The 19,065-nt window shown below is 42.2% G+C and carries 13 protein-coding genes and 1 CRISPR repeat array; of the genes, 2 read left to right on the top strand and 11 right to left on the bottom strand.

Features of this window, described 5'->3' with window-relative positions:
- Window positions 1-25: 25 nt before the first annotated feature.
- Window positions 26-388 carry a bacteriocin immunity protein gene (locus LDK34_RS01255; protein ID WP_236941250.1) on the bottom strand — a complete coding sequence of 121 codons (363 nt, stop codon included), beginning with the start codon at window positions 386-388 and terminating at the stop codon, window positions 26-28.
- A 172-nt stretch (window positions 389-560) separates the two neighbouring features.
- Here LDK34_RS01255 and LDK34_RS01250 point away from each other — a divergent pair, with 172 nt between their 5' ends.
- Window positions 561-1,436, top strand: coding sequence for a DMT family transporter (locus LDK34_RS01250; protein ID WP_236941249.1), 876 nt, complete (start codon window positions 561-563; stop codon window positions 1,434-1,436).
- A 76-nt stretch (window positions 1,437-1,512) separates the two neighbouring features.
- Here LDK34_RS01250 and LDK34_RS01245 read toward each other — a convergent pair whose 3' ends face one another.
- The 10 genes from LDK34_RS01245 to LDK34_RS01200 all read right to left on the bottom strand — a co-directional run bounded on the left by LDK34_RS01245 (window position 1,513) and on the right by LDK34_RS01200 (window position 18,061).
- Window positions 1,513-1,932: a hypothetical protein gene (locus LDK34_RS01245; protein ID WP_236941248.1), complete on the bottom strand. Its 420-nt coding sequence runs from the start codon at window positions 1,930-1,932 to the stop codon at window positions 1,513-1,515.
- Between the two features lie 706 nt (window positions 1,933-2,638).
- Window positions 2,639-4,258: direct repeats of the CRISPR family, unit length 36 nt; unit sequence GTTCTTAACCCTATTGATCTGACATACATCTAAAAC.
- Between the two features lie 29 nt (window positions 4,259-4,287).
- Entirely contained in the window at window positions 4,288-4,956 is a 669-nt protein-coding gene (gene csn2, locus LDK34_RS01240) for a type II-A CRISPR-associated protein Csn2 (RefSeq protein WP_236941247.1), read from the bottom strand.
- Window positions 4,953-5,258, bottom strand: coding sequence for a CRISPR-associated endonuclease Cas2 (gene cas2 / locus LDK34_RS01235; RefSeq protein ID WP_236941246.1), 306 nt, complete (start codon window positions 5,256-5,258; stop codon window positions 4,953-4,955). The genes csn2 and cas2 overlap by 4 nt, the downstream gene beginning before the upstream one ends.
- Window positions 5,236-6,141 carry a type II CRISPR-associated endonuclease Cas1 gene (gene cas1 / locus LDK34_RS01230; protein ID WP_236941245.1) on the bottom strand — a complete coding sequence of 302 codons (906 nt, stop codon included), beginning with the start codon at window positions 6,139-6,141 and terminating at the stop codon, window positions 5,236-5,238. The genes cas2 and cas1 overlap by 23 nt, the downstream gene beginning before the upstream one ends.
- Window positions 6,142-6,349: 208 nt before the next feature.
- On the bottom strand, window positions 6,350-10,459 hold the full coding sequence (gene cas9, locus LDK34_RS01225; RefSeq protein WP_236941244.1) for a type II CRISPR RNA-guided endonuclease Cas9: 4,110 nt from the start codon (window positions 10,457-10,459) through the stop codon (window positions 6,350-6,352).
- A 192-nt stretch (window positions 10,460-10,651) separates the two neighbouring features.
- A complete protein-coding gene (gene carB / locus LDK34_RS01220) occupies window positions 10,652-13,828 on the bottom strand; it encodes a carbamoyl-phosphate synthase large subunit (RefSeq protein ID WP_236941243.1) in 3,177 nt (1,058 codons plus the stop codon).
- Complete coding sequence (locus tag LDK34_RS01215) at window positions 13,821-14,906, bottom strand: carbamoyl phosphate synthase small subunit (protein ID WP_236941242.1); 1,086 nt, start codon at window positions 14,904-14,906, stop codon at window positions 13,821-13,823. The genes carB and LDK34_RS01215 overlap by 8 nt, the downstream gene beginning before the upstream one ends.
- Complete coding sequence (locus LDK34_RS01210) at window positions 14,893-16,212, bottom strand: dihydroorotase (protein WP_236941241.1); 1,320 nt, start codon at window positions 16,210-16,212, stop codon at window positions 14,893-14,895. The genes LDK34_RS01215 and LDK34_RS01210 overlap by 14 nt, the downstream gene beginning before the upstream one ends.
- Window positions 16,196-17,113, bottom strand: a complete 918-nt coding sequence (locus tag LDK34_RS01205) for an aspartate carbamoyltransferase catalytic subunit (protein ID WP_236941240.1) — start codon at window positions 17,111-17,113, stop codon at window positions 16,196-16,198. Before LDK34_RS01205 ends, LDK34_RS01210 begins: the two co-directional genes overlap by 17 nt.
- A 339-nt stretch (window positions 17,114-17,452) precedes the next feature.
- Window positions 17,453-18,061 (bottom strand): NAD(P)H-dependent oxidoreductase, encoded by a 609-nt coding sequence (locus LDK34_RS01200; RefSeq protein ID WP_236941239.1) that lies wholly within the window; start codon window positions 18,059-18,061, stop codon window positions 17,453-17,455.
- 93 nt (window positions 18,062-18,154) lie between these two features.
- On the opposite strand from LDK34_RS01200, the gene LDK34_RS01195 reads away from it, so the two are divergent.
- A complete protein-coding gene (locus tag LDK34_RS01195) occupies window positions 18,155-18,967 on the top strand; it encodes a MerR family transcriptional regulator (RefSeq protein WP_236941238.1) in 813 nt (270 codons plus the stop codon).
- Window positions 18,968-19,065: the final 98 nt, after the last annotated feature.

Genomic DNA, 19,065 nt, shown 5'->3' with positions numbered 1-19,065 from the left:
TATTTTTATGTCTCAAAATTACTTTTTACCGCTTAGGAATCTTTTCTAACAGGCTGTAGAATTGTGATTTGTCAGAGTAATCTGCCATGTAGACGCCATTTAGCCCTGCCTTTTGACCAATCGTCTCCAGTTCAATAACCAGATTTTCTTGGTCGGATGGGAAATGAATCTTAGCCTTCAGCGCCTGACTTCTAATATAGTTGACGAGTCTGTTAACCAGTGCTTCGGGATTTTTGACATCATCCATTTTCTTGTATGACTGTAATAACACATCTGTGATGTCCCGTAATTCCGACGACTGATCTTTACGAACAATCAACTGGTTGTATAAATCATCTATGTATTGCTTTGCGTTTGCTCTAACTGTTAAATCCTTGTCTGAACTCATATAATGACTGCTCCTTTTAAGTATTAATAAAAGCGTATTGTTGCATAACGCTATATTTCTTATTGTAAACGTTTTCTAGTGAGAGAGAAAGACGCAATGTTCCCAAACGGTGTTTACAATTGTAGCAACAGCATGATAGCGTTGAATAATATCAGTGTAAAAGGCGGGCATCATGAAAAAGACATCATCATTAAGTGGCCATATTGGGGCACTCATTACCATTTTTCTGTGGGGTACAACGTTTATTTCAACAAAAGTACTGTTACGCAGTTTTCAGCCGGTAGAAATTTTACTCATTCGTTTTATCATTGGCGCAATCGCATTATTCCTCATTTATCCGAAAATTTTTAAGTTTACGTCGTGGAAACGTGAAGGCACGTTTGCACTTGCCGGTTTGCTAGGAATTTCACTTTATTACTTGTGCGAAAATCTAGCACTAACATACACGCTGGCTGCCAACATTGGGGTCATCGTCTCCATTTCTCCGCTCTTCATCGCCATTTTGTCCGCTGTGCTTGATCACAAACGATTATCAGGTAGTTTCATGGCCGGTTTCGTGTTGGCAATCGCCGGCATCGCACTCATTTCATTTAATGGAACCGGTGGCAGCGGTCATGGCGGCATCATTGGTGATATATTGGCATTATTAGCGGCCGTCGTTTGGGCATTGTATTCATATATTGTGACACGCATGAACACTTTTCACTACAATTCGTTTCAAATGACGCGACGCACATTTATGTACGGTATCATTTTCATTCTGCCGATTTTCTGGCTGACCCACGGCAGCATTAATCTTTCCACCCTAGCAGAACCACTAAACCTGGCCAACATTGTGTTCTTAGGGTTGGGCGCCTCCGCGCTATGTTTTCTGCTATGGACCTTTGTCGTGCAAAAACTCGGTCCTGTACAGGCCAGCATCTACCTGTACCTCGTCCCCGTCGTCACGGTAATCGCCGCGTGGCTCATACTGAAGGAACCAATTACACCGGCGATGATTGTCGGAATCGTGCTGACTATTGGCGGGTTGGTGTTATCGGCGAGATAAAACAGTACTAGTAACAACTGAGACATACAATACATTGAAACCCTTTATGAAGGCCATAAAGTTCACTTTTCTATTCTCAAGAATTCAAATTATTTTCTTTAACGATTCTCCTCATAATTTTTAATAAATCACGTTTGTCTTTATATTCAAAATTTAAATCTAGGTCTCCCAGATCTAAAATTCCCGAATTCAGACCAAAACGATTTAACAAGATTGTACTTTTATACAACCCTTTTGCCAGCTCGTGTAGGCCAGCAATATTTGCGTCTATATATGAATCTTCTAAAATAACCAAATCTGCACGCGATAGAAGGTTAGTATTATAATTGTCTTTTTTCCCTTCAGTACTCAAATAATGCGCGTCATCGAATGCCGAAAAACCAATCACCAAATTGATGACGTTTGCGTGATTAATAAAAAACTTCAGGATGAATTCATTAATTTCTAAAGAAGTAGAACTACCATCAGTCGACAAATAAATGAAAGCCTTTCTCATAATATCGCCCCTGTAACAATGATATGTTATTGATCTATCTCTGATTGTAACTTTATTTATTGGAGAGTGCCACAATTGTGAATTATTGGGCAAAGATGATTGCCAGGTTTTAAGCACGCTAACTCAACAATCCGCTAGCAGAATTTATCTCACATCACAAATCGATATCGAATATTTCAAAAAAACGAAGTAAAAAAACATTTTCGCATACCCTTTTAATACTAGCTATCTAAAAAAGCAAAAAAATCACCAGACAATTTAACTAATGAACTTTACTTAAATCAAAATTCATTTCAAATAAAAAAGCGTTCGAAATTTCTTTTTTCGAACGCCTCTTAACCTAGCAAAACTTTAACCCTATTGATCTGACATACATCTAAAACCTGTAACACGATATATCATCTATCGTCCAAATTGCTAGATTTAATGTAAGGGCATCATAAACATGAAGCCTCTATATTCATTTTATACCTTTATCTAACCAAAAATTTGATCAAACATAGTAATTAAACTAATGATTTTGTTTCATTACTCCATTAGATTTTCCATAAGCGTAAAAATTTGTAGTCATTTGATAGCTTGATTTTTTCACCTGCGAACCTAATATACATCTAAAACAACCTCGTATTACCCCCCTTTTCTTAACCCTCTTGATGATCTGATATACATCTAAAACCATGAAGCGAGCAAATAACTTCTCGTCCAAGTTCTTAACCCTATTGATCTGACATACATCTAAAACTTCGGAGTGCTATCGGTAACGGAAGTTTTTGTTCTTAACCCTATTGATCTGACATACATCTAAAACATGATTGCGGATATGTTTATTGATTCTCACGTTCTTAACCCTATTGATCTGACATACATCTAAAACGCCTAGCGATGACAAACGTTGCTAGGCGGGGTTCTTAACCCTATTGATCTGACATACATCTAAAACTCGTGTGTGATGATATAGTGACTACCATCAGTTCTTAACCCTATTGATCTGACATACATCTAAAACGCCCTCTCGTGCTAACTTGCAACAATTCGCGTTCTTAACCCTATTGATCTGACATACATCTAAAACCGGCTCAACGTTGGTTAACAGGACGTGGGAGTTCTTAACCCTATTGATCTGACATACATCTAAAACCTCTTTCACGAAATCCGTTTCTAATTTGTAGTTCTTAACCCTATTGATCTGACATACATCTAAAACTGACTGGTGTACTTAAATGGTGGTTCGAATGTTCTTAACCCTATTGATCTGATATACATCTAAAACACTGCCGTCAAGATTAATCCAACCAGCTTGGTTCTTAACCCTATTGATCTGACATACATCTAAAACTCCCTGGCTACTATTAACCCACATGCCGGAGTTCTTAACCCTATTGATCTGACATACATCTAAAACAGGCTGAACAGATGGCCGCACAGGCCGCAAGTTCTTAACCCTATTGATCTGACATACATCTAAAACTATATGGATGGCACGAGATAGCATCACCGGGTTCTTAACCCTATTGATCTGACATACATCTAAAACGCGACATTACTAGCAAAGTTGAAATTATAAGTTCTTAACCCTATTGATCTGACATACATCTAAAACAGCTGTTATAGCAAGTGACTTGTTACCGTCGTTCTTAACCCTATTGATCTGACATACATCTAAAACTCCCCGTTGCTTTACCTCATTATCAATTCGGTTCTTAACCCTATTGATCTGACATACATCTAAAACATAGCACTTAATGGATCGGCACCTGATAGTGTTCTTAACCCTATTGATCTGACATACATCTAAAACTGCTGATATGGCTTGAATCCCGACCGCATCGTTCTTAACCCTATTGATCTGACATACATCTAAAACCTAGTCTTAGTTGGTCAAAGTTCAACGCCAGTTCTTAACCCTATTGATCTGACATACATCTAAAACGTATGCCCTGATCAGCCCACTGTTTGGCAGGTTCTTAACCCTATTGATCTGACATACATCTAAAACAAAGCTGTTAACAGCGAAATGACGGCTGTAGTTCTTAACCCTATTGATCTGACATACATCTAAAACAGAACGGGAGGGCATTTACGCAAAATATTCGTTCTTAACCCTATTGATCTGACATACATCTAAAACAAGCCAATCATTAGAAACGACGTATTTTACGTTCTTAACCCTATTGATCTGACATACATCTAAAACTTGGTATTCGGCCAAACTGTTTTATAAAAAGTTCTTAACCCTATTGATCTGACATACATCTAAAACTGTTTCGGCTGTCTCAAAAGAAATGAAATCGTTCTTAACCCTATTGATCTGACATACATCTAAAACCGTTTTTCTATCACACCTTTTTAACCTTGTTAACTACGCCAATCAACAAAATCGGCATCAATGAAGGTATAATCGCATTTCTTAAACAACTCGTGACGGTCGCGGTCTGAGAATTCTATTAGAAGCAATTGGGTCCCCATCGTTTCCACTAACTCCTCCAGCTGACAAAACTGGGTGACATTGAGATAATGGCTCAGATTAGTTTGAACAATAATTCGATGCTCATTAATTTCAGAAAAACTTTTAATTAACGCTTCTATTTTAGCATATGGATCCTTAGACACGTCATCGGAAAACGATAATCCTGTATTCTTCAACACTGTTTCGACATCGAGTATCGGTTTAACTTCCAAAGGCAAATCCATTAAATAACTGGCTTCAAGCACATGCGTATTCAGTTGCCTAGCTTCATCGGCCATGATTGACCACTCATCCCCAATAACTGTTCCAAAATGCAGTAGTACCTTTCGTAATAATAGTTTATCGAGATCCACATCTAGCATTAAATCGCCTGTCCACTCACAAAGCTTTGTCACTGGTAGCAATTTCCATTCCTTATCGCTAACATGGACAAAATCGATTTCATCCCTAAAACTTTGAATCAGTTTTAAATATAAGTTTGGACTGGCAACATCAATTACTGAAATAGTACTGTCCTTCAAAGTAAAGGGTTTAAAAGATGCAAAAGCCAAGTTCATATAATTAACGTCCTTTCAGCTGAATTTCGCAAATCTTCTTTTGGAGAACCAACGAGAAAATTCATCGCTTGATATTGTTTTTCGGTGACCATTAAAGTCTGAACGATACCTTGTACTGGTGTCACCATTGCAATCCTTTTTTCCATCAATTCGGCCGACTGCCGTGTAACACAAACACGCACATATATTGAATATTGAATCATCAAAAATCCTTCGTTAATCAGCGCCTTCCGAAAGTGCCGATAATTTCGGCGATCTTCAGTTGTATCCATTGGTAAATCAAACATGACCATTAATCGCATGACTCGATACCTCATTTGGAACCTCCACATCGATTTCAACTTTTTCTACATCGCCAGTTAGGTAATTCACACAGTTGCGAACGTGCTCGCTTAAAGCATTTCGTACCAGCATCGTTTTCCCATTAAAATGAATTTCTAAATCCAGAAGCTGTACCAAGCCGAACTTCACATCTGGTGTTAACTCATTAAATTTCTGCTGACTCAACCAGTAATCAACGATCGGACGAAAAGGTTCCATCAAGTCTGATCCCAGGTTATACGGATTCTCATCACTTCGATGATGCATACCAATACAAGTTAAGTAACCGTTGCTAACAATTTCACGGTCTACTAATGACAATAAAATTGCATAGCCATAGTTTAGTGCCGCATTTGTAGAATCCAACTGCCGACGAGAAAATTTGTTGCCAAATAGCAGTGGAAAATACTTATGCGCCGCCACTGCTTCACGATTAGTGATGTCTCCTACTTCCAGCTGATCTAGTTCGTCTACCAAGGGCGTTGTATCTATTCCCGTATTATCTAACGCCTGCATTTGACTTGTTATCTTGGCCTGTACGACATTTGTCCAAAGTCGCTGACACCTATCAGTCCCCCAGTTCACTTGATTTGTAATTGAGTCAGCTGTTCGTTTACGTGCTTGAGTTCCCCAAAATTCGCCAACCGGTTGGCCGTCTTTTCCAGAAAAAATTATTTTAGCGTGTGTACTTGCCAGTGCAGCAATCACTGCAGTTGTAATGACCGCTTGAGTAGTGCTAATTAGTAACACGTCAATGTCATCAATTGGTATTCGATAAACATTCTGATTCGTCTGCACAACAAGATTGTTAGCTGATAAAGATAACTTTGAATGTTGTGTGATAACCACGTTACGCCACCCCATATATGTTCCTCCTTGTAGTTCGAAAAATTATGTGCTATATTTTTGTTGTTGAGACCGACATACCTCAACTTTTGACCCTATTGATCTGACATACAGCGTTAAAATCAAGCAAGGCTTTCGAGCCAAGTTTAAATCTTTGGGTCCGCTATTCGGACCGTACATAGTAAAAGGGCGTCATCGAGTTCAAATTCGATGGCGCCCTTTAGTTTTACAAAGAACTGAGTGGAACAGTGCGAGTAAAAAGACCTGTTGGTGAGGTGTAAATAAGCTTCGCATCTTTCGATAAGTAGATTTTCTTTGTTCCCAATCTCCCAAAATCACCTTTACTACCAATGATTTTAAGATCTTTACGATTTGCATTAGCATGTAATCCATCTAAAATTCTTCGAATAACCTCTTGTTTCGTGATCAAATCCTCACTCTTTTTAAAAGGTAATTTCAAAAATTTATCACGAGATTGGGTCAATGAACTTCGATAGCCTCCGCGATCAAAAATGGGAAAATGCGCATTCATTTGACCAACTATTTCGTCAAAAAGGTGGACTAAATCTTGGTCGTGTATTTGGTCAGTCATCATATTAGCCAATAGCAACTGATTTTTTCGGGATAAAAACAACTGTTGAACATTTCTATAGTCACTAGCACTACCCAACCCAAACTTCATGTTATCGTCCTCAACCACTTGTTCAAACAAAACTTTAGGAGCAACTATCTTAAAATCGTTTCTGTCCGCATTATCTAGTGTATTAGAGACAATTTCTTGTAGTTTCTTTTTCGCTTCAAACCGGCCGTATTTTTTTTCGAAATTGTTCAATATGCCTGCATGGGCGGTACTAATTCCCAAAACGCGATATTTTTTCTTTTTTCCAACCCAAACGATACATAAGTAAGAAATCGCCTGTTGTGAATGACCACCATAAATGTCAGTAGATAATCCATTTTTGACAGGAATTAGCGTTTTATTTTGATTGTCACGAGCCTTAAAAACTGTTTGTTTGAACATTTGAGCATTATTTTCAGTCTGAGCACGTTTCACCAACATAGTTTTGTAGTTATACGTCTTGTCCAGTTCAGCAAGTTCAATATCCTTATCCCAAATAATTTCCCCTGTTTCTTCATTAACAACTGGAACTTGTTTTAAACTGCGTTGATCTATATGACTAGTATCATCAGTTTTAGCAGCTAACTGAGCAATGAAATCAAAACTACTTAATCGCTTCATTGCTTTAGGATTCTTAACGAAGTTTCCATAAACAAAAAAGGGTTCTAATTTTGGATATCTCGCTAATAAGTAACGTCCAATTTTGGCCGTTAAAAATGCATCAAAGGCATGGTGGTAATCATTTGCACTACGATTCTTTGGAAAATCAAATGTACGCCTAAACTCCGAGTTTAATCCCGCCTTAATCATAACGATTTTAGTGTCATTTTCTTGATATAAATTTGAAAGTACATTCGCCGTTAAATGAATTATTTGCCTCGTTTCAGTGAGTTGACGTGCAATAAAGCCAGGTGCAAATTTTTCTACTGAATTGGGCTGCATAGTTAAATGTTTTAATTTACGTGACGAAATCAATCCTAATCGATGCCATTTTTCCCATTTTTTCCTTTGATCGGCAAACAGCTCTGTAGCAAACCGATTAGATTTTTTAAGATTTCTTTCATGAGTCGTGAGAACCCGATTATCTAGGCTATCATCTTTTATCAAACTTTGCGGCAAAACATGATCGATATCATATGCATTAAGGTTATCAATGTTGATACTGTCATTCGAATAAATATCATGTCCATTTTGCAAGAAATACAAAACTAATTTATCCGTAAAGTTTTCTTTGGATTTAATCTTGTCTTTTAGTTCATTTAAAACGGCATCATCAACGATTTCCTTGGCTGCACCCTCATACAAATCTGTTAACTGTTGCTCTCGACTAACTGTCCGCTGGCCGGGTCTTGGCGCCTCTCGGGGACTTTCAATATAGACCCAAGCAGGTGCCTGGCCATGATGCGCACGTTGAATATCCTTCACAACTTTCATTACTTCACGCAGGGCCTTCTTGTTTTCAGGCGAAGTGTAGAAGCCATCAATAATTTCGTCTGTTCCCTCAGCGGTTGCCATCTTGCTTGAGTTTGCTTCGGTAATTTGACGCGCTATTTCACTATCGTTTTGAATCTGCATGAAGTTGTCATTTGTGTTCCATAGCCGTTCGATGATAGTCTGGCCTTCTCCGTCATGAAGACCAGCTAACAATTTGCGAGAATGACGACCCCAACCGCGATAACGTTTATGACTGAGCTTATTGCGTTGATCGTCATTAAGCCAACTAATATCATTTAACTTCTCTCGGAAAATGGATGCATCTTCAAAAATTGTGGACCATGCAATTATCTGCTCAATATCGCTTTGCTTTGCGTTATCGTTAACAGCATCTGTACCCAAAATATCTTTGTAATCGATATAAGTGCTGAATGAACTATTAAACCGTAAAGAATCTGACAAGCCAGTAATTGGCACATTTTCAGATTCTTCACCATTCGCAATTAAATTTTGTTGAACTTTCTTCACTGTCACAGTCTTATATTGCATAAACAGTTGTTTGAAAAGACGCTGTTTCTGTTCTCTGCAAATTGGCTTGCCGTTTATCATAATTTTGTTTAATTCATTTAGTACTTCAAATTTTTGATACAACAGACTTTTTTGTGGCAATACATCTTCGCCAATTAAAAATGTATCAGTCGTTTTCATTCGTTGAATAAACGCTTCACCAGACGCGGATCGATCTACTTTTTGATCAAAATTCCATGGTGTGATGGTACCCGGTTCTTTTCGAACCATCCAAGCAAATTTACTTTTTTCTGGATCTCCCTTTGTTGGCGTAACCATTGGTCCAACATAATACGGAATCCTAAAACTGACTAATTCATCCAATTTGTATGGCAATGCGCGACGATGACTCTCAACGGGATTTACTTCACCAAGCCATGGGTAATACTTTTTTTGATTTTCAATAATTGCATCCAGTTCTTTTTGGTGCAATTGATGTGGGATGGTTCCATTAGCCTTTGTTCGCAGCTTAGGCATGAAAGTTCCAACTGCAATTTCCTGAGCAATTAATTTGGCATTTTCACTAGTCGCTTCATCCTTCGCAGTGAACTTGCCTAATGCCTTATAAAAGTCTTCCTGCGTAAACTGTTTGCTATCTACCCCATCAATATATTTATCATAAGTCTGACGAATCTGTCGTCCCCGTTTACCATCTGATTGTTCCGCACAATAAGCTTTTAACAGTTCTAGATTTTTACGATGATGTTCATACTTGCGAACCATTCCGTCAGAAAATGACTCAGCTTCTTTGGGAATAATGCCAGCCAACGTAATAACCCCATATAGATCATTGATCTCGTTAAAAAAACTTTGAATGGTGTCACTTTCACCGGAACCGATTGTTTCCGCAAAGTCAGCGTAGTTTTCATACTTAATTTCCCAATCACCATTCTGCGAAACATCTGCAAGAACCCAAAGTTTTGTTTTAAGACCAACCATAGCCTTACTCAATTCGCCAACAAACCGTTTACGTGCAGCGTTAATGTCTTTGTCACTCGTCTTAATAAGTGTTGCCAGAATTACTTTCGTCACTGCTTTTTGACGATCATTTTGGCTCTGAGTATTGTCCAGTAAAGTAGCGGTTATCGACTCAATAGAGGTGTCATCAGTTGGTAATTTCAACTGCCACAAAGGATTAATTTCTTCAATTTGCTCGTTCATCATTTTGAAATTATCCAGCAGTCTTAAATCTCCAACCTTAAAGTCTTTGGCACGTCCTTCTTTCAAAAAATGACCACGATATTTAACAATGTGATGCATTGCGATGTATATTTCCCGAATATCAAATTGACGATCTTCAGTCATCAAAGCACGTCGCAAATGATAAATAGTCGGATACTGATCATAAAATTCCTTATCCGTTCGATCATTAAACAAACCTTTAGCCGTCGAAAATTGTGGGTCTTTAGGTGAAATATTCGAGTATTTGAAACGTAAAAAGAAATCATTATCCTCATTTTCTCCCATACTTTCCTGAAAATGAGTCTCAAATATTTCTCGAAGAAGTCCTAGGCGCCATTTAACTCTCGACAGTCGACGTCTTGTCGTCCGAAACCCCCGTCTTTCCGCTGCCGATATTCCAGCATTAAACAGGTACGCTCCAATAACTGTCTTTCCTTTCAATCGGATAAGGTGTCCCTCAGCATCAGTCGCCACGAACCCGACAGAATTTGTACCAATATCTAGGCCAATTCCATATGGTTTTGATTTATCCATCACGTATCCCTCCGCAAACGTTTTCATTGCTGTACAGTTACATTTTATTACATTCACTAAACCTTACAATAAGAACTTTTTGCTCAGAACCAATACATTTTCGATCTATTAATATTTTTATTTGCGTATAACTGAATAAAAAAACATCATTGATTGTAAAACGCAAATCAATGATGAGAAATTTTGTTATTTTTACATCGCCGCTACGCCCAAACTCCGCGACTCCAACACCGTCAGCAATGCTGCCACCGTATCCAGCACCGTAAATAACGGCACATCGTTAGCGATTGCGGCTTCACGAATCTGGAGGCTATCGCTTTGAGCAGACTCATCTAATCTCGAAGTATTGATCACCATCTGCAGTTTTCCGGCGTGGATGGCGGTTACAGCGTTGTTGTCAGACTCGGATACCTTACCGAGTACATCAGCTTTGATACCTGCTTGTTCAAGCATTGCGCCGGTTCCGCTTGTAGCAACCAGATCATAGCCGAGGTCTGTCAAACGACGGGCAAGTGCCAATGCTTCCTGTTTATCACGATCGGCAACGGTAATCAGCACCCGGCCGAACGTTGGCACCTGAATTCCTGCTGCCACAAAAGCCTTGTATAGCGCTTTTTCAAACGTTGGTGCCATTCCCATAACTTCACCCGTTGACTTCATTTCAGGTCCCAGCAATGCGTCAACATCTGGCAGTTTGGTAAAGGAAAAGATTGGTGCTTTTACCGCAACCTGACTACTGTTAGGCAACAATCCCGTTTCGAAACCGAGGTCAGCCAACTTATCGCCAAGCATTACGCGTGCCGCCAACTGCGCAATTGGTGTATGCGTCACTTTGGCAATGAACGGAACCGTCCGTGAGGCACGTGGATTGACCTCAATCACATAGGCTTTATTGTCGTGAATCACAAACTGCACGTTCATCATGCCGCACACATTTAAGGACTTGGTCAGATCGATGGCGGCTTTCACCATCGACTGTTTCACGTGCTCACTCAAATGTTGTGGCGGATAAACGGCCATCGAATCGCCGGAGTGCACGCCAGCCCGCTCAATGTGTTCCATCAGTCCGGGAATAACAACAGTGTCCCCATCTGAAATGACATCCAATTCTGCCTCAGTGCCCTCTAAGTACGAATCAATCAGTACCGGGTGGTCGTTTGAAACCTGCACCGCTCGAACCATGTAGTCGCGCAGTTCCGATTCATCGGCAACAATTTCCATCGCTCGGCCACCTAAAACATACGACGGCCGAATCAGCACGGGGTAGCCAATCTCACTGGCTGCACTGACCGCACCATTTACCGTTGTCGCTGTCATTCCCACCGGTTGCGGCAACTGCAGCTTTTTAATCACGTCGTCAAACGCCTGTCTGTCCTCCGCCCGGTTCATGTCAGACACGCTGGTGCCCAAAACTTTGATGCCATGGTCAGCCAATCCTTGAGCTAAATTGATTGCCGTTTGCCCGCCAAACTGAACCATGACGCCCAGCGGTTGTTCTTGTGCCACCACGTTCAAGACGTCTTCCAGCGTTAAGGGTTCAAAGTACAGTTTGTCCGAAATTGAGAAGTCTGTCGAAACTGTTTCTGGATTAGAGTTCATGATAATCGCCTCGTAGCTGGCACGCTGAATTGCCTTAACCGCGTGGACAGTGGCGTAATCAAATTCCACTCCTTGCCCAATTCGAATGGGACCGGAACCTAGCACCAGAACGGACGTCCGGCCACTCTTCACGGCTTCATTGGCACCATCATACGTTGCGTAATAATAAGGTGTTTGCGAATCAAACTCTGCTGCGACAGTATCAACCATGTTGTAGCTGACGGTAACTTGATGTTCTTCTCGCCAACTGCGAACTTGGTCAAACGACCAGTCCCATAGTGATGCAATTAGTGCATCGCTAATCCCGTTTTGTTTGGCGAGACGTAGCGTGGTTTCATCGCCAATGTGATCAACCAACAACTGTTCAAGGTCTACAACATGCTGAATTTTACTCAAGAAAAACATGTCAATTTTCGTTTTGCCATGAATTGTTTCACGTGACACATTTCGTCGCAGTAATTCCGCTACTCTGAATAGTCGATCGTCCCGCGCAGGCATTAAACTCGCTAACAAGAGTGGTGTGGTAACCTGCTCAAAGCGCAACTCTCTTAGGTCTGTAACACCGATCTCTAATGATCGTACTGCTTTATTAAGTGCTTCTTCGAAGTTCCTACCAATTGCCATCACTTCACCGGTGGCCTTCATTTGAGTCCCTAATTGACGGTCAGCTAATGGGAATTTATCAAACGGCCAGCGGGGAATTTTAACCACTACATAGTCCATTGCAGGTTCGAACGCGGCCACAGTTTTGTTCGTCACCGGATTTTTAATTTCATCTAGATTCAACCCGACCGCGATTTTAGCGGCCATTTTTGCAATGGGATAACCCGTGGCCTTGGAAGCCAGCGCTGATGAGCGGGACACCCGTGGATTCACTTCAATAATGTCGTAATGATCACTGTTTGGATCAAGTGCCATCTGAATATTGACGCCACCCTCGATATTAAGGGCCCGAATAATCTTTAGCGCTGAGTCACGCATCATTTGATAATCACGATCAGACAATGTTTGCACCGGCGAGACAACAATCGAATCACCGGTGTGAACACCCACGGGATCAACGTTTTCCATAGATGCCACAATGAGTGCAGTGTCCGCATGGTCACGCATTACTTCAAACTCGATCTCCTTGTAACCGGCAATTGACCGTTCAATGAGCACCTGTGTTACCGGGGATAATTCCAGTCCATTTGCAGCGATTGTCCGCAACTCATCCTCATCATTGGCGATCCCGCCACCGGTGCCACCAAGTGTGTACGCTGGCCGCACGATGACGGGATAACCAATTTGTTTTGCAAACGCCAATGCCGGCGCTAATTCCGTGACCGTTTTCGAAGCAGGTACCGGCTCATTCAATTTGGCCATGAGTTCTTTAAACTGCTCACGATCCTCGGCTTGCTCGATAGCCGTGAGCTTAGTGCCCAGCAATTCGATGTTTAATGCAGCCAGAATGCCGTCTTCATCCAACGCTTTGGCCATGTTCAGACCCGTTTGTCCACCAAGTGTTGGCAGAATTGCTTGCGGCCGTTCCTGACGAATGATCTGTTTTAAAAACGGTAACGTCAGTGGTTCCAAATAGACTTTATCGGCAATCTCCGGATCGGTCATAATCGTCGCTGGATTTGAATTTACCAGTACGACCTCATACCCCTCTTCGCGTAATGCCATCGTCGCCTGCGTGCCGGAATAATCAAACTCGGCTGCTTGCCCAATCACAATCGGGCCCGAGCCAATAACCATAATTTTATGAATATCTGTCCGTTTAGGCATGTTGAGGAGCTCCTTTCTGCGTCATTAAATCAACAAAATGGCCAAACAGGTCTTCAGCATCGTGTGGACCAGGCGCTGCATCTGGATGAAATTGAACGGAAAACGCGGACCGGCCCGTTAACCGCAATCCTTCAACGGTATGATCGTTGACTTCCTCATGCGTAACTACCAGTGAAGTACCAGTCACTGATGCAGCATCTACCGCGTAGCCGTGATTCTGCGAGGTAAAAGCAAGGTGTCCCGTCTTTAGATTTTTCACTGCATGATTGAAGCCACGATGACCTTCATGCATTTTGAATGTTTCGGCACCATTGGCTAACGCGAATAATTGATGGCCTAGGCAAATCCCCATCAACGGCACGCGCGTTTCGAGTATTCTAATTTGCGTCAAGCAAGACGTCATTGTCCGTGGATCGCCAGGCCCGTTTGAGAGCAAAACGCCATCAGGATGCGTGTTCAAAATCGTTTCAGCCTCTGTATCTGCCGGGAACACAGTGACATTTATTTGCCGTTTGGCTAATGCACGAAGGATTGAATTTTTCATACCAAAGTCAATTAAGGCAACGTTCAAGCCTGTATTCGGCGCGACGTAAACTGATTTTGTGGTGGCCTCTTCAACTAAGTCAGGTTGTTCAAACAACTTCAATTTTTCAAAAATGTCATCTGATGGCGCATCAACCAGCGCCGCCCTCACTGTGCCAAGTGAGCGAATTTCTTTCGTCAGCGTCCGTGTATCGACACCGGTTAGCCCCGGTAACTCCATCGTTTGTGCCCATTCTGGTAATGATTGCGTGGCTCGCCAATTAGATGGCTGGGTGGCGACCTCGTGAACGATTACCGCACTGGCAGCCGGTTTTAGCGATTCGAAATCGACCGCGTTAATACCATAATTGCCAATTAGTGGATACGTGAACGTCAGTAATTGCCCGCGGTAGGACAAATCTGTTAGAGATTCCTGATAACCGGTCATGCCCGTATTGAACACCAGCTCGCCAATCGCATCACGGTCTGCACCAAAGCCTTCTCCCCAATAAACTGATCCATTTTCTAACACCAGTGCCCGTTTATTCGTTGTCATCATGACCTCCTGTGTTATCAGTCGTCGCGTCATACACAATTTCACCATCGACCATCGTTAATAGCGTCATCCCTGTCACTGTCTGGCCGACAAACGGACTGTTAACCGCTTTAGACGCAAACTCATTGGCTTCGATAGTGTGCTGATGTGTAATATCAAACATCGCTAAATCAGCTTTCATCCCAACTTTCAGGACCGTTGGTGCATCTAAATCAAATGCTGATGCAGGTGCCTTCACTAGCCACTGTTGTAACTGCGCCATGGTAGCCAAGCCGCTCTCAATGAAGTGGGTGTAAATCAGTGGGAAACACGTTTCCAATCCTGTTATACCAAACGCTGCGGTGCGAAAATCACCACGTTTGTCCGCCACACTATGTGGCGCATGATCAGTCGCCACCATATCAATCGTGCCATCCAACAAGCCAGCGATAACCGCCTCACGGTCAGCCGGTGTACGTAATGGCGGATTCATCTTTAAGTTCGTTTGCGTAGCAGATTGAATGTCCGTCTCATCCAGCAATAGGTGATGAGGTGAAACTTCAGCAGTCACATGCACTCCCATCGCCTTGGCAACCCGGACGAGTTCCACACCAACCTTCGTTGAAAGGTGGGCAACGTGGTAATGAACGCCAGTCGCCTGTGCTAACACCAGGTCACGCGCCAGTTGAGACGTTTCTGCTAGTGGATCTGCGCCGGGCAATCCCAATTGGTCTGCCCGTCCGCCCTTATTCATCACGCCACCATTCATCAACGATTGATCTTCAAGGTGGGCAACGAGTGGCCGGTTAGCAGCCTTAGCAGCTTTCATCGCAGCCAACATTGTGGCGGCACTTTGAACCCCCTTGCCATCATTCGTAAAACCAATGGCCCCAGCCGCTGCCAGTTCTTTGATAGGACTCACCGTCTCGTCCGTCAGATTAGCGGAAATGGCGCCGTATTGTTTCACGTGAATCAATCCTGATTCTTCGTTACGACGCAATTGTTGTTGTAATAATGCAGCTGTTACTGGCACTGGATTTAAGTTCGGCATCGCCAACACAGTCGTGAAACCACCTCGTGCAGCAGCTCGACTCCCCGTGGCAATCGTTTCTTTGTCCTCGAATCCTGGTTCACGAAAATGAACATGAACGTCAATTAAACCGGGCATCAGTAGCGCTCCCTGTGCGTCAATAACGTGCTCCTCATCGTTTGCATCAAGATCATGGTCCGTAATTGCCACTACTTTGCCACCTTGAACTAGGACATTTCGGCGATCCTCTGCTCCCGTTTCATCAATGATTGTGGCGTTCTTAATTAGTAACCGCATGTTTGGCCTCCGTGACACTTGTCAAGATGGCCATCCGTGCAAAGACACCGTTTGCCATTTGCTTAAAGATCCGTGATTTCGGTGATTCAACCAAACTATCCGCAATTTCCACACCACGGTTCACAGGCGCCGGATGCATAATAATCGCTTGCGGTGCCAAACGTTCATATCGAGCTACCGTAAGGCCGTAAGCTTCATGATAAGATGCCGAGTCAAACTGCTCATCGGCAGCTTCCGACAACCGTTCGTGTTGAACTCTGAGCATCATCATCACATCGATTGTTGATAGATCATCATCAAGCTCTACACGCTGGCCAAACTGATTGAAATCGGCCGGATACCAACTAGCCGGGCCGGCGAAGCTAACGGTTACGCCCAACCGTTGCAAGATTTCTGCATTTGAACGCGCTACCCGCGAGTGGCTCAAATCGCCGACAATGCGAATATGTAATCCTTTGAAATGCCCAAATTCTTCGTAGATCGTCATGAGGTCAAGCAAACTTTGTGAAGGATGTTGTCCAGAACCATCCCCGGCGTTAATCAAAATCGGCATTAGTCCAGATTCATCGTGTAGCAAGGATTCATACCAGTCCGTCTGTCGATGGCGAACAACGACAGCATCAACGCCAATCGCGCCTAAAGTTTTGAGTGTATCCGACAAACTTTCACCTTTTGCTGTTGAGCTGCTACTTGGATCAACAAGAATTTGAGACCAACCCAGTTTAAGTTCCGCCATCTGAAAACTACTTTTAGTCCGCGTCGAGTTTTCGAAAAACAAATTAGCAACGGTTCGTTTTTGTTCAGGAATCTCTGCGCTACCTTGTTTAAAGGCAATCGCCTGCTCGATTAACTGCATAACCTCTTCGTTCGTCAACGTATTCAAATTCGTAAATTGATTCATATTGCAGCTCCTTTATTTGTTTTTTGGCAAATAAATAGCCCCTGAAAAATTCCGAGAATCTTCCAGGGGCTTCGCTGTTTTGCTTATCATGGTCTGCGGGCACTGTCATGCAGTACTGCAGCCAAACCGAATTCCTTTTAAGCCTCTCGGACTTAATTAAAGGTTATTTAATTTGGTTTAGTGTAGCACTGTCATTTTCATTTGCAAAGAGGCAAATTCAATTTTCACGAATGAATTTGCTGATTATTTAAAACAACATACGGAATTATAAAAAAGATGATGGGTCAACTTGGCCACATCATCGTGAATTTGAAGTGCTTAATTTGAAACTGTCAATCACTACTTAGTGTCGTCTTCGTCCAAAAATGCGTTCACAAAACCTGGAATCTGTTTGAGATAATCCGTTAATGCTGGACGCTTGGCAACAATAATATCACCCATGTTATGCCACGTCACTTGTTTTGCACCAATCGACTCCAACGGGAAGTTCACAATTTTTTCAACAGAACCATCATAACCCTTGAAGAGTTCATCGTTGGTTAGTTCCGAAGTGGATAATACCATGGCACTGTTCACTGCCGTGTGTGGAACTGCCTTTTTATCAACAAAATTGATAATCCGGTTGGCTAAAAAGACCTTATCGAAGAAACCTTTTAACATTGCCGGTGTGCTCAGCCACCAGATTGGGAACATCACGATGACCTTATTGGTTTTCTGAATGATGTCGATATATTTAGCCACCATCGGGTCCTTAAAGTCACCTTTGCCATAAACGGAAAGGTCGGTGGCGCGCATAACAGGATCAAATCCATCCGCATACAAATCAATAAGCTTGTAATCCTGTTGACGTGCAGCCAGCGTTTGCGTCACTTGCTCTAGTTCAGCATGCGAAAAGCTACCGTCCCACGGGTGCACATAAATAATCGTCACTTGTTCCTTATCACTCATAATTGAATTCCTCCTCTAACTGATGTAACCTACACTAAACTGTCACGCTACGTTACAGTCAATTCGAAAGTGCAAATTATTTGGAGAAATTTTATGTTGAAGATTAGTGCGTTTGCTAAACTGGCCCAAACGACGCGGCGAACGTTGATTTTATACGATGAGCAAAACGTCTTTAAACCAGCTGAGGTTAGCGATGAAGGTTACCGATTCTACATTTATGATCAACTGTACGAGTTATCCTTCATTCTGACGCTACGCAAACTCGGCCTCTCGCTCGATGAGATCAAGCAAATTAGTTCGACCGACAGCAAGAAATCGCCAAACGCTTTACTGACAAACTTGCAGTCCCGCGTTGATGAGCAAATTCATGACCTACTAACAGTCAAACAGTCGTTAGGCAGCAGAATGACTGCTATTAATTCAGAGACGCCGATTCACTGCGACGCGCCGTATATTCACAAGCACAAGGCGCAATCTTTTTGGCAATCGACGACGTTACATGACTGTTCTCGCCAACAAATTGCCGAGGCCTTTGCCGAATTTTACAAACGGCTGGATCCACTCGTTAGTATTAATGGTAAATGTTCGGGTTTTGTCCTCGATCTGCCAAATGCCAATGCAACTCAATTCATCAATGCCCCCTTCCGTTTGATTAAAGAAGCGACTAAGGATATTAATAACGCGTTCATTACTACGGTCAATCGACCAGCTGGCGATTATCTTGCCATCGATATCAATAATGATGATGCCGCTATTTGTAACGGGATCGATTTGATTCATCAATACGCTATCGCACACGAACTCACACTCCGTGGCCCACTGTGGCAAATCAACATGGATGAAGATATCCGTTTACCAGAAGCCACCACTGCGGTGCTACGACTGGAATATTTAATTGCTAATTAAAAATATAAATCAGACCTGTCAACCCCGACCTTTTCCACTCCTGTCGGGGTTATGTTTTTATATAAATATATAAACTAAACCTCATGTTAGACTTAGGC

This window comes from Furfurilactobacillus milii, from assembly GCF_021654115.1.
In the GTDB taxonomy this organism is placed as follows: Bacteria; Bacillota; Bacilli; order Lactobacillales; family Lactobacillaceae; genus Furfurilactobacillus; species Furfurilactobacillus milii.
Note: the sequence above shows the minus strand (reverse complement) of the source record. Positions and strands in the feature narration are given on the sequence as shown.

What these genes read in the sequence shown, in the direction of transcription:
- LDK34_RS01255 (WP_236941250.1), bottom strand. Translation starts at nt 388, where the DNA reads ATGAGTTCAGACAAGGATTTAACAGTTAGAGCAAACGCAAAGCAATAC.
- LDK34_RS01245 (WP_236941248.1), bottom strand. Translation starts at nt 1,932, where the DNA reads ATGAGAAAGGCTTTCATTTATTTGTCGACTGATGGTAGTTCTACTTCT.
- LDK34_RS01205 (WP_236941240.1), bottom strand. Translation starts at nt 17,113, where the DNA reads ATGAATCAATTTACGAATTTGAATACGTTGACGAACGAAGAGGTTATG.
- csn2 (WP_236941247.1), bottom strand. Translation starts at nt 4,956, where the DNA reads ATGAACTTGGCTTTTGCATCTTTTAAACCCTTTACTTTGAAGGACAGT.
- cas1 (WP_236941245.1), bottom strand. Translation starts at nt 6,141, where the DNA reads ATGGGGTGGCGTAACGTGGTTATCACACAACATTCAAAGTTATCTTTA.
- LDK34_RS01250 (WP_236941249.1), top strand. Translation starts at nt 561, where the DNA reads ATGAAAAAGACATCATCATTAAGTGGCCATATTGGGGCACTCATTACC.
- LDK34_RS01215 (WP_236941242.1), bottom strand. Translation starts at nt 14,906, where the DNA reads ATGACAACGAATAAACGGGCACTGGTGTTAGAAAATGGATCAGTTTAT.
- LDK34_RS01195 (WP_236941238.1), top strand. Translation starts at nt 18,155, where the DNA reads ATGTTGAAGATTAGTGCGTTTGCTAAACTGGCCCAAACGACGCGGCGA.
- cas9 (WP_236941244.1), bottom strand. Translation starts at nt 10,459, where the DNA reads ATGGATAAATCAAAACCATATGGAATTGGCCTAGATATTGGTACAAAT.
- LDK34_RS01210 (WP_236941241.1), bottom strand. Translation starts at nt 16,212, where the DNA reads ATGCGGTTACTAATTAAGAACGCCACAATCATTGATGAAACGGGAGCA.
- carB (WP_236941243.1), bottom strand. Translation starts at nt 13,828, where the DNA reads ATGCCTAAACGGACAGATATTCATAAAATTATGGTTATTGGCTCGGGC.
- cas2 (WP_236941246.1), bottom strand. Translation starts at nt 5,258, where the DNA reads ATGCGATTAATGGTCATGTTTGATTTACCAATGGATACAACTGAAGAT.
- LDK34_RS01200 (WP_236941239.1), bottom strand. Translation starts at nt 18,061, where the DNA reads ATGAGTGATAAGGAACAAGTGACGATTATTTATGTGCACCCGTGGGAC.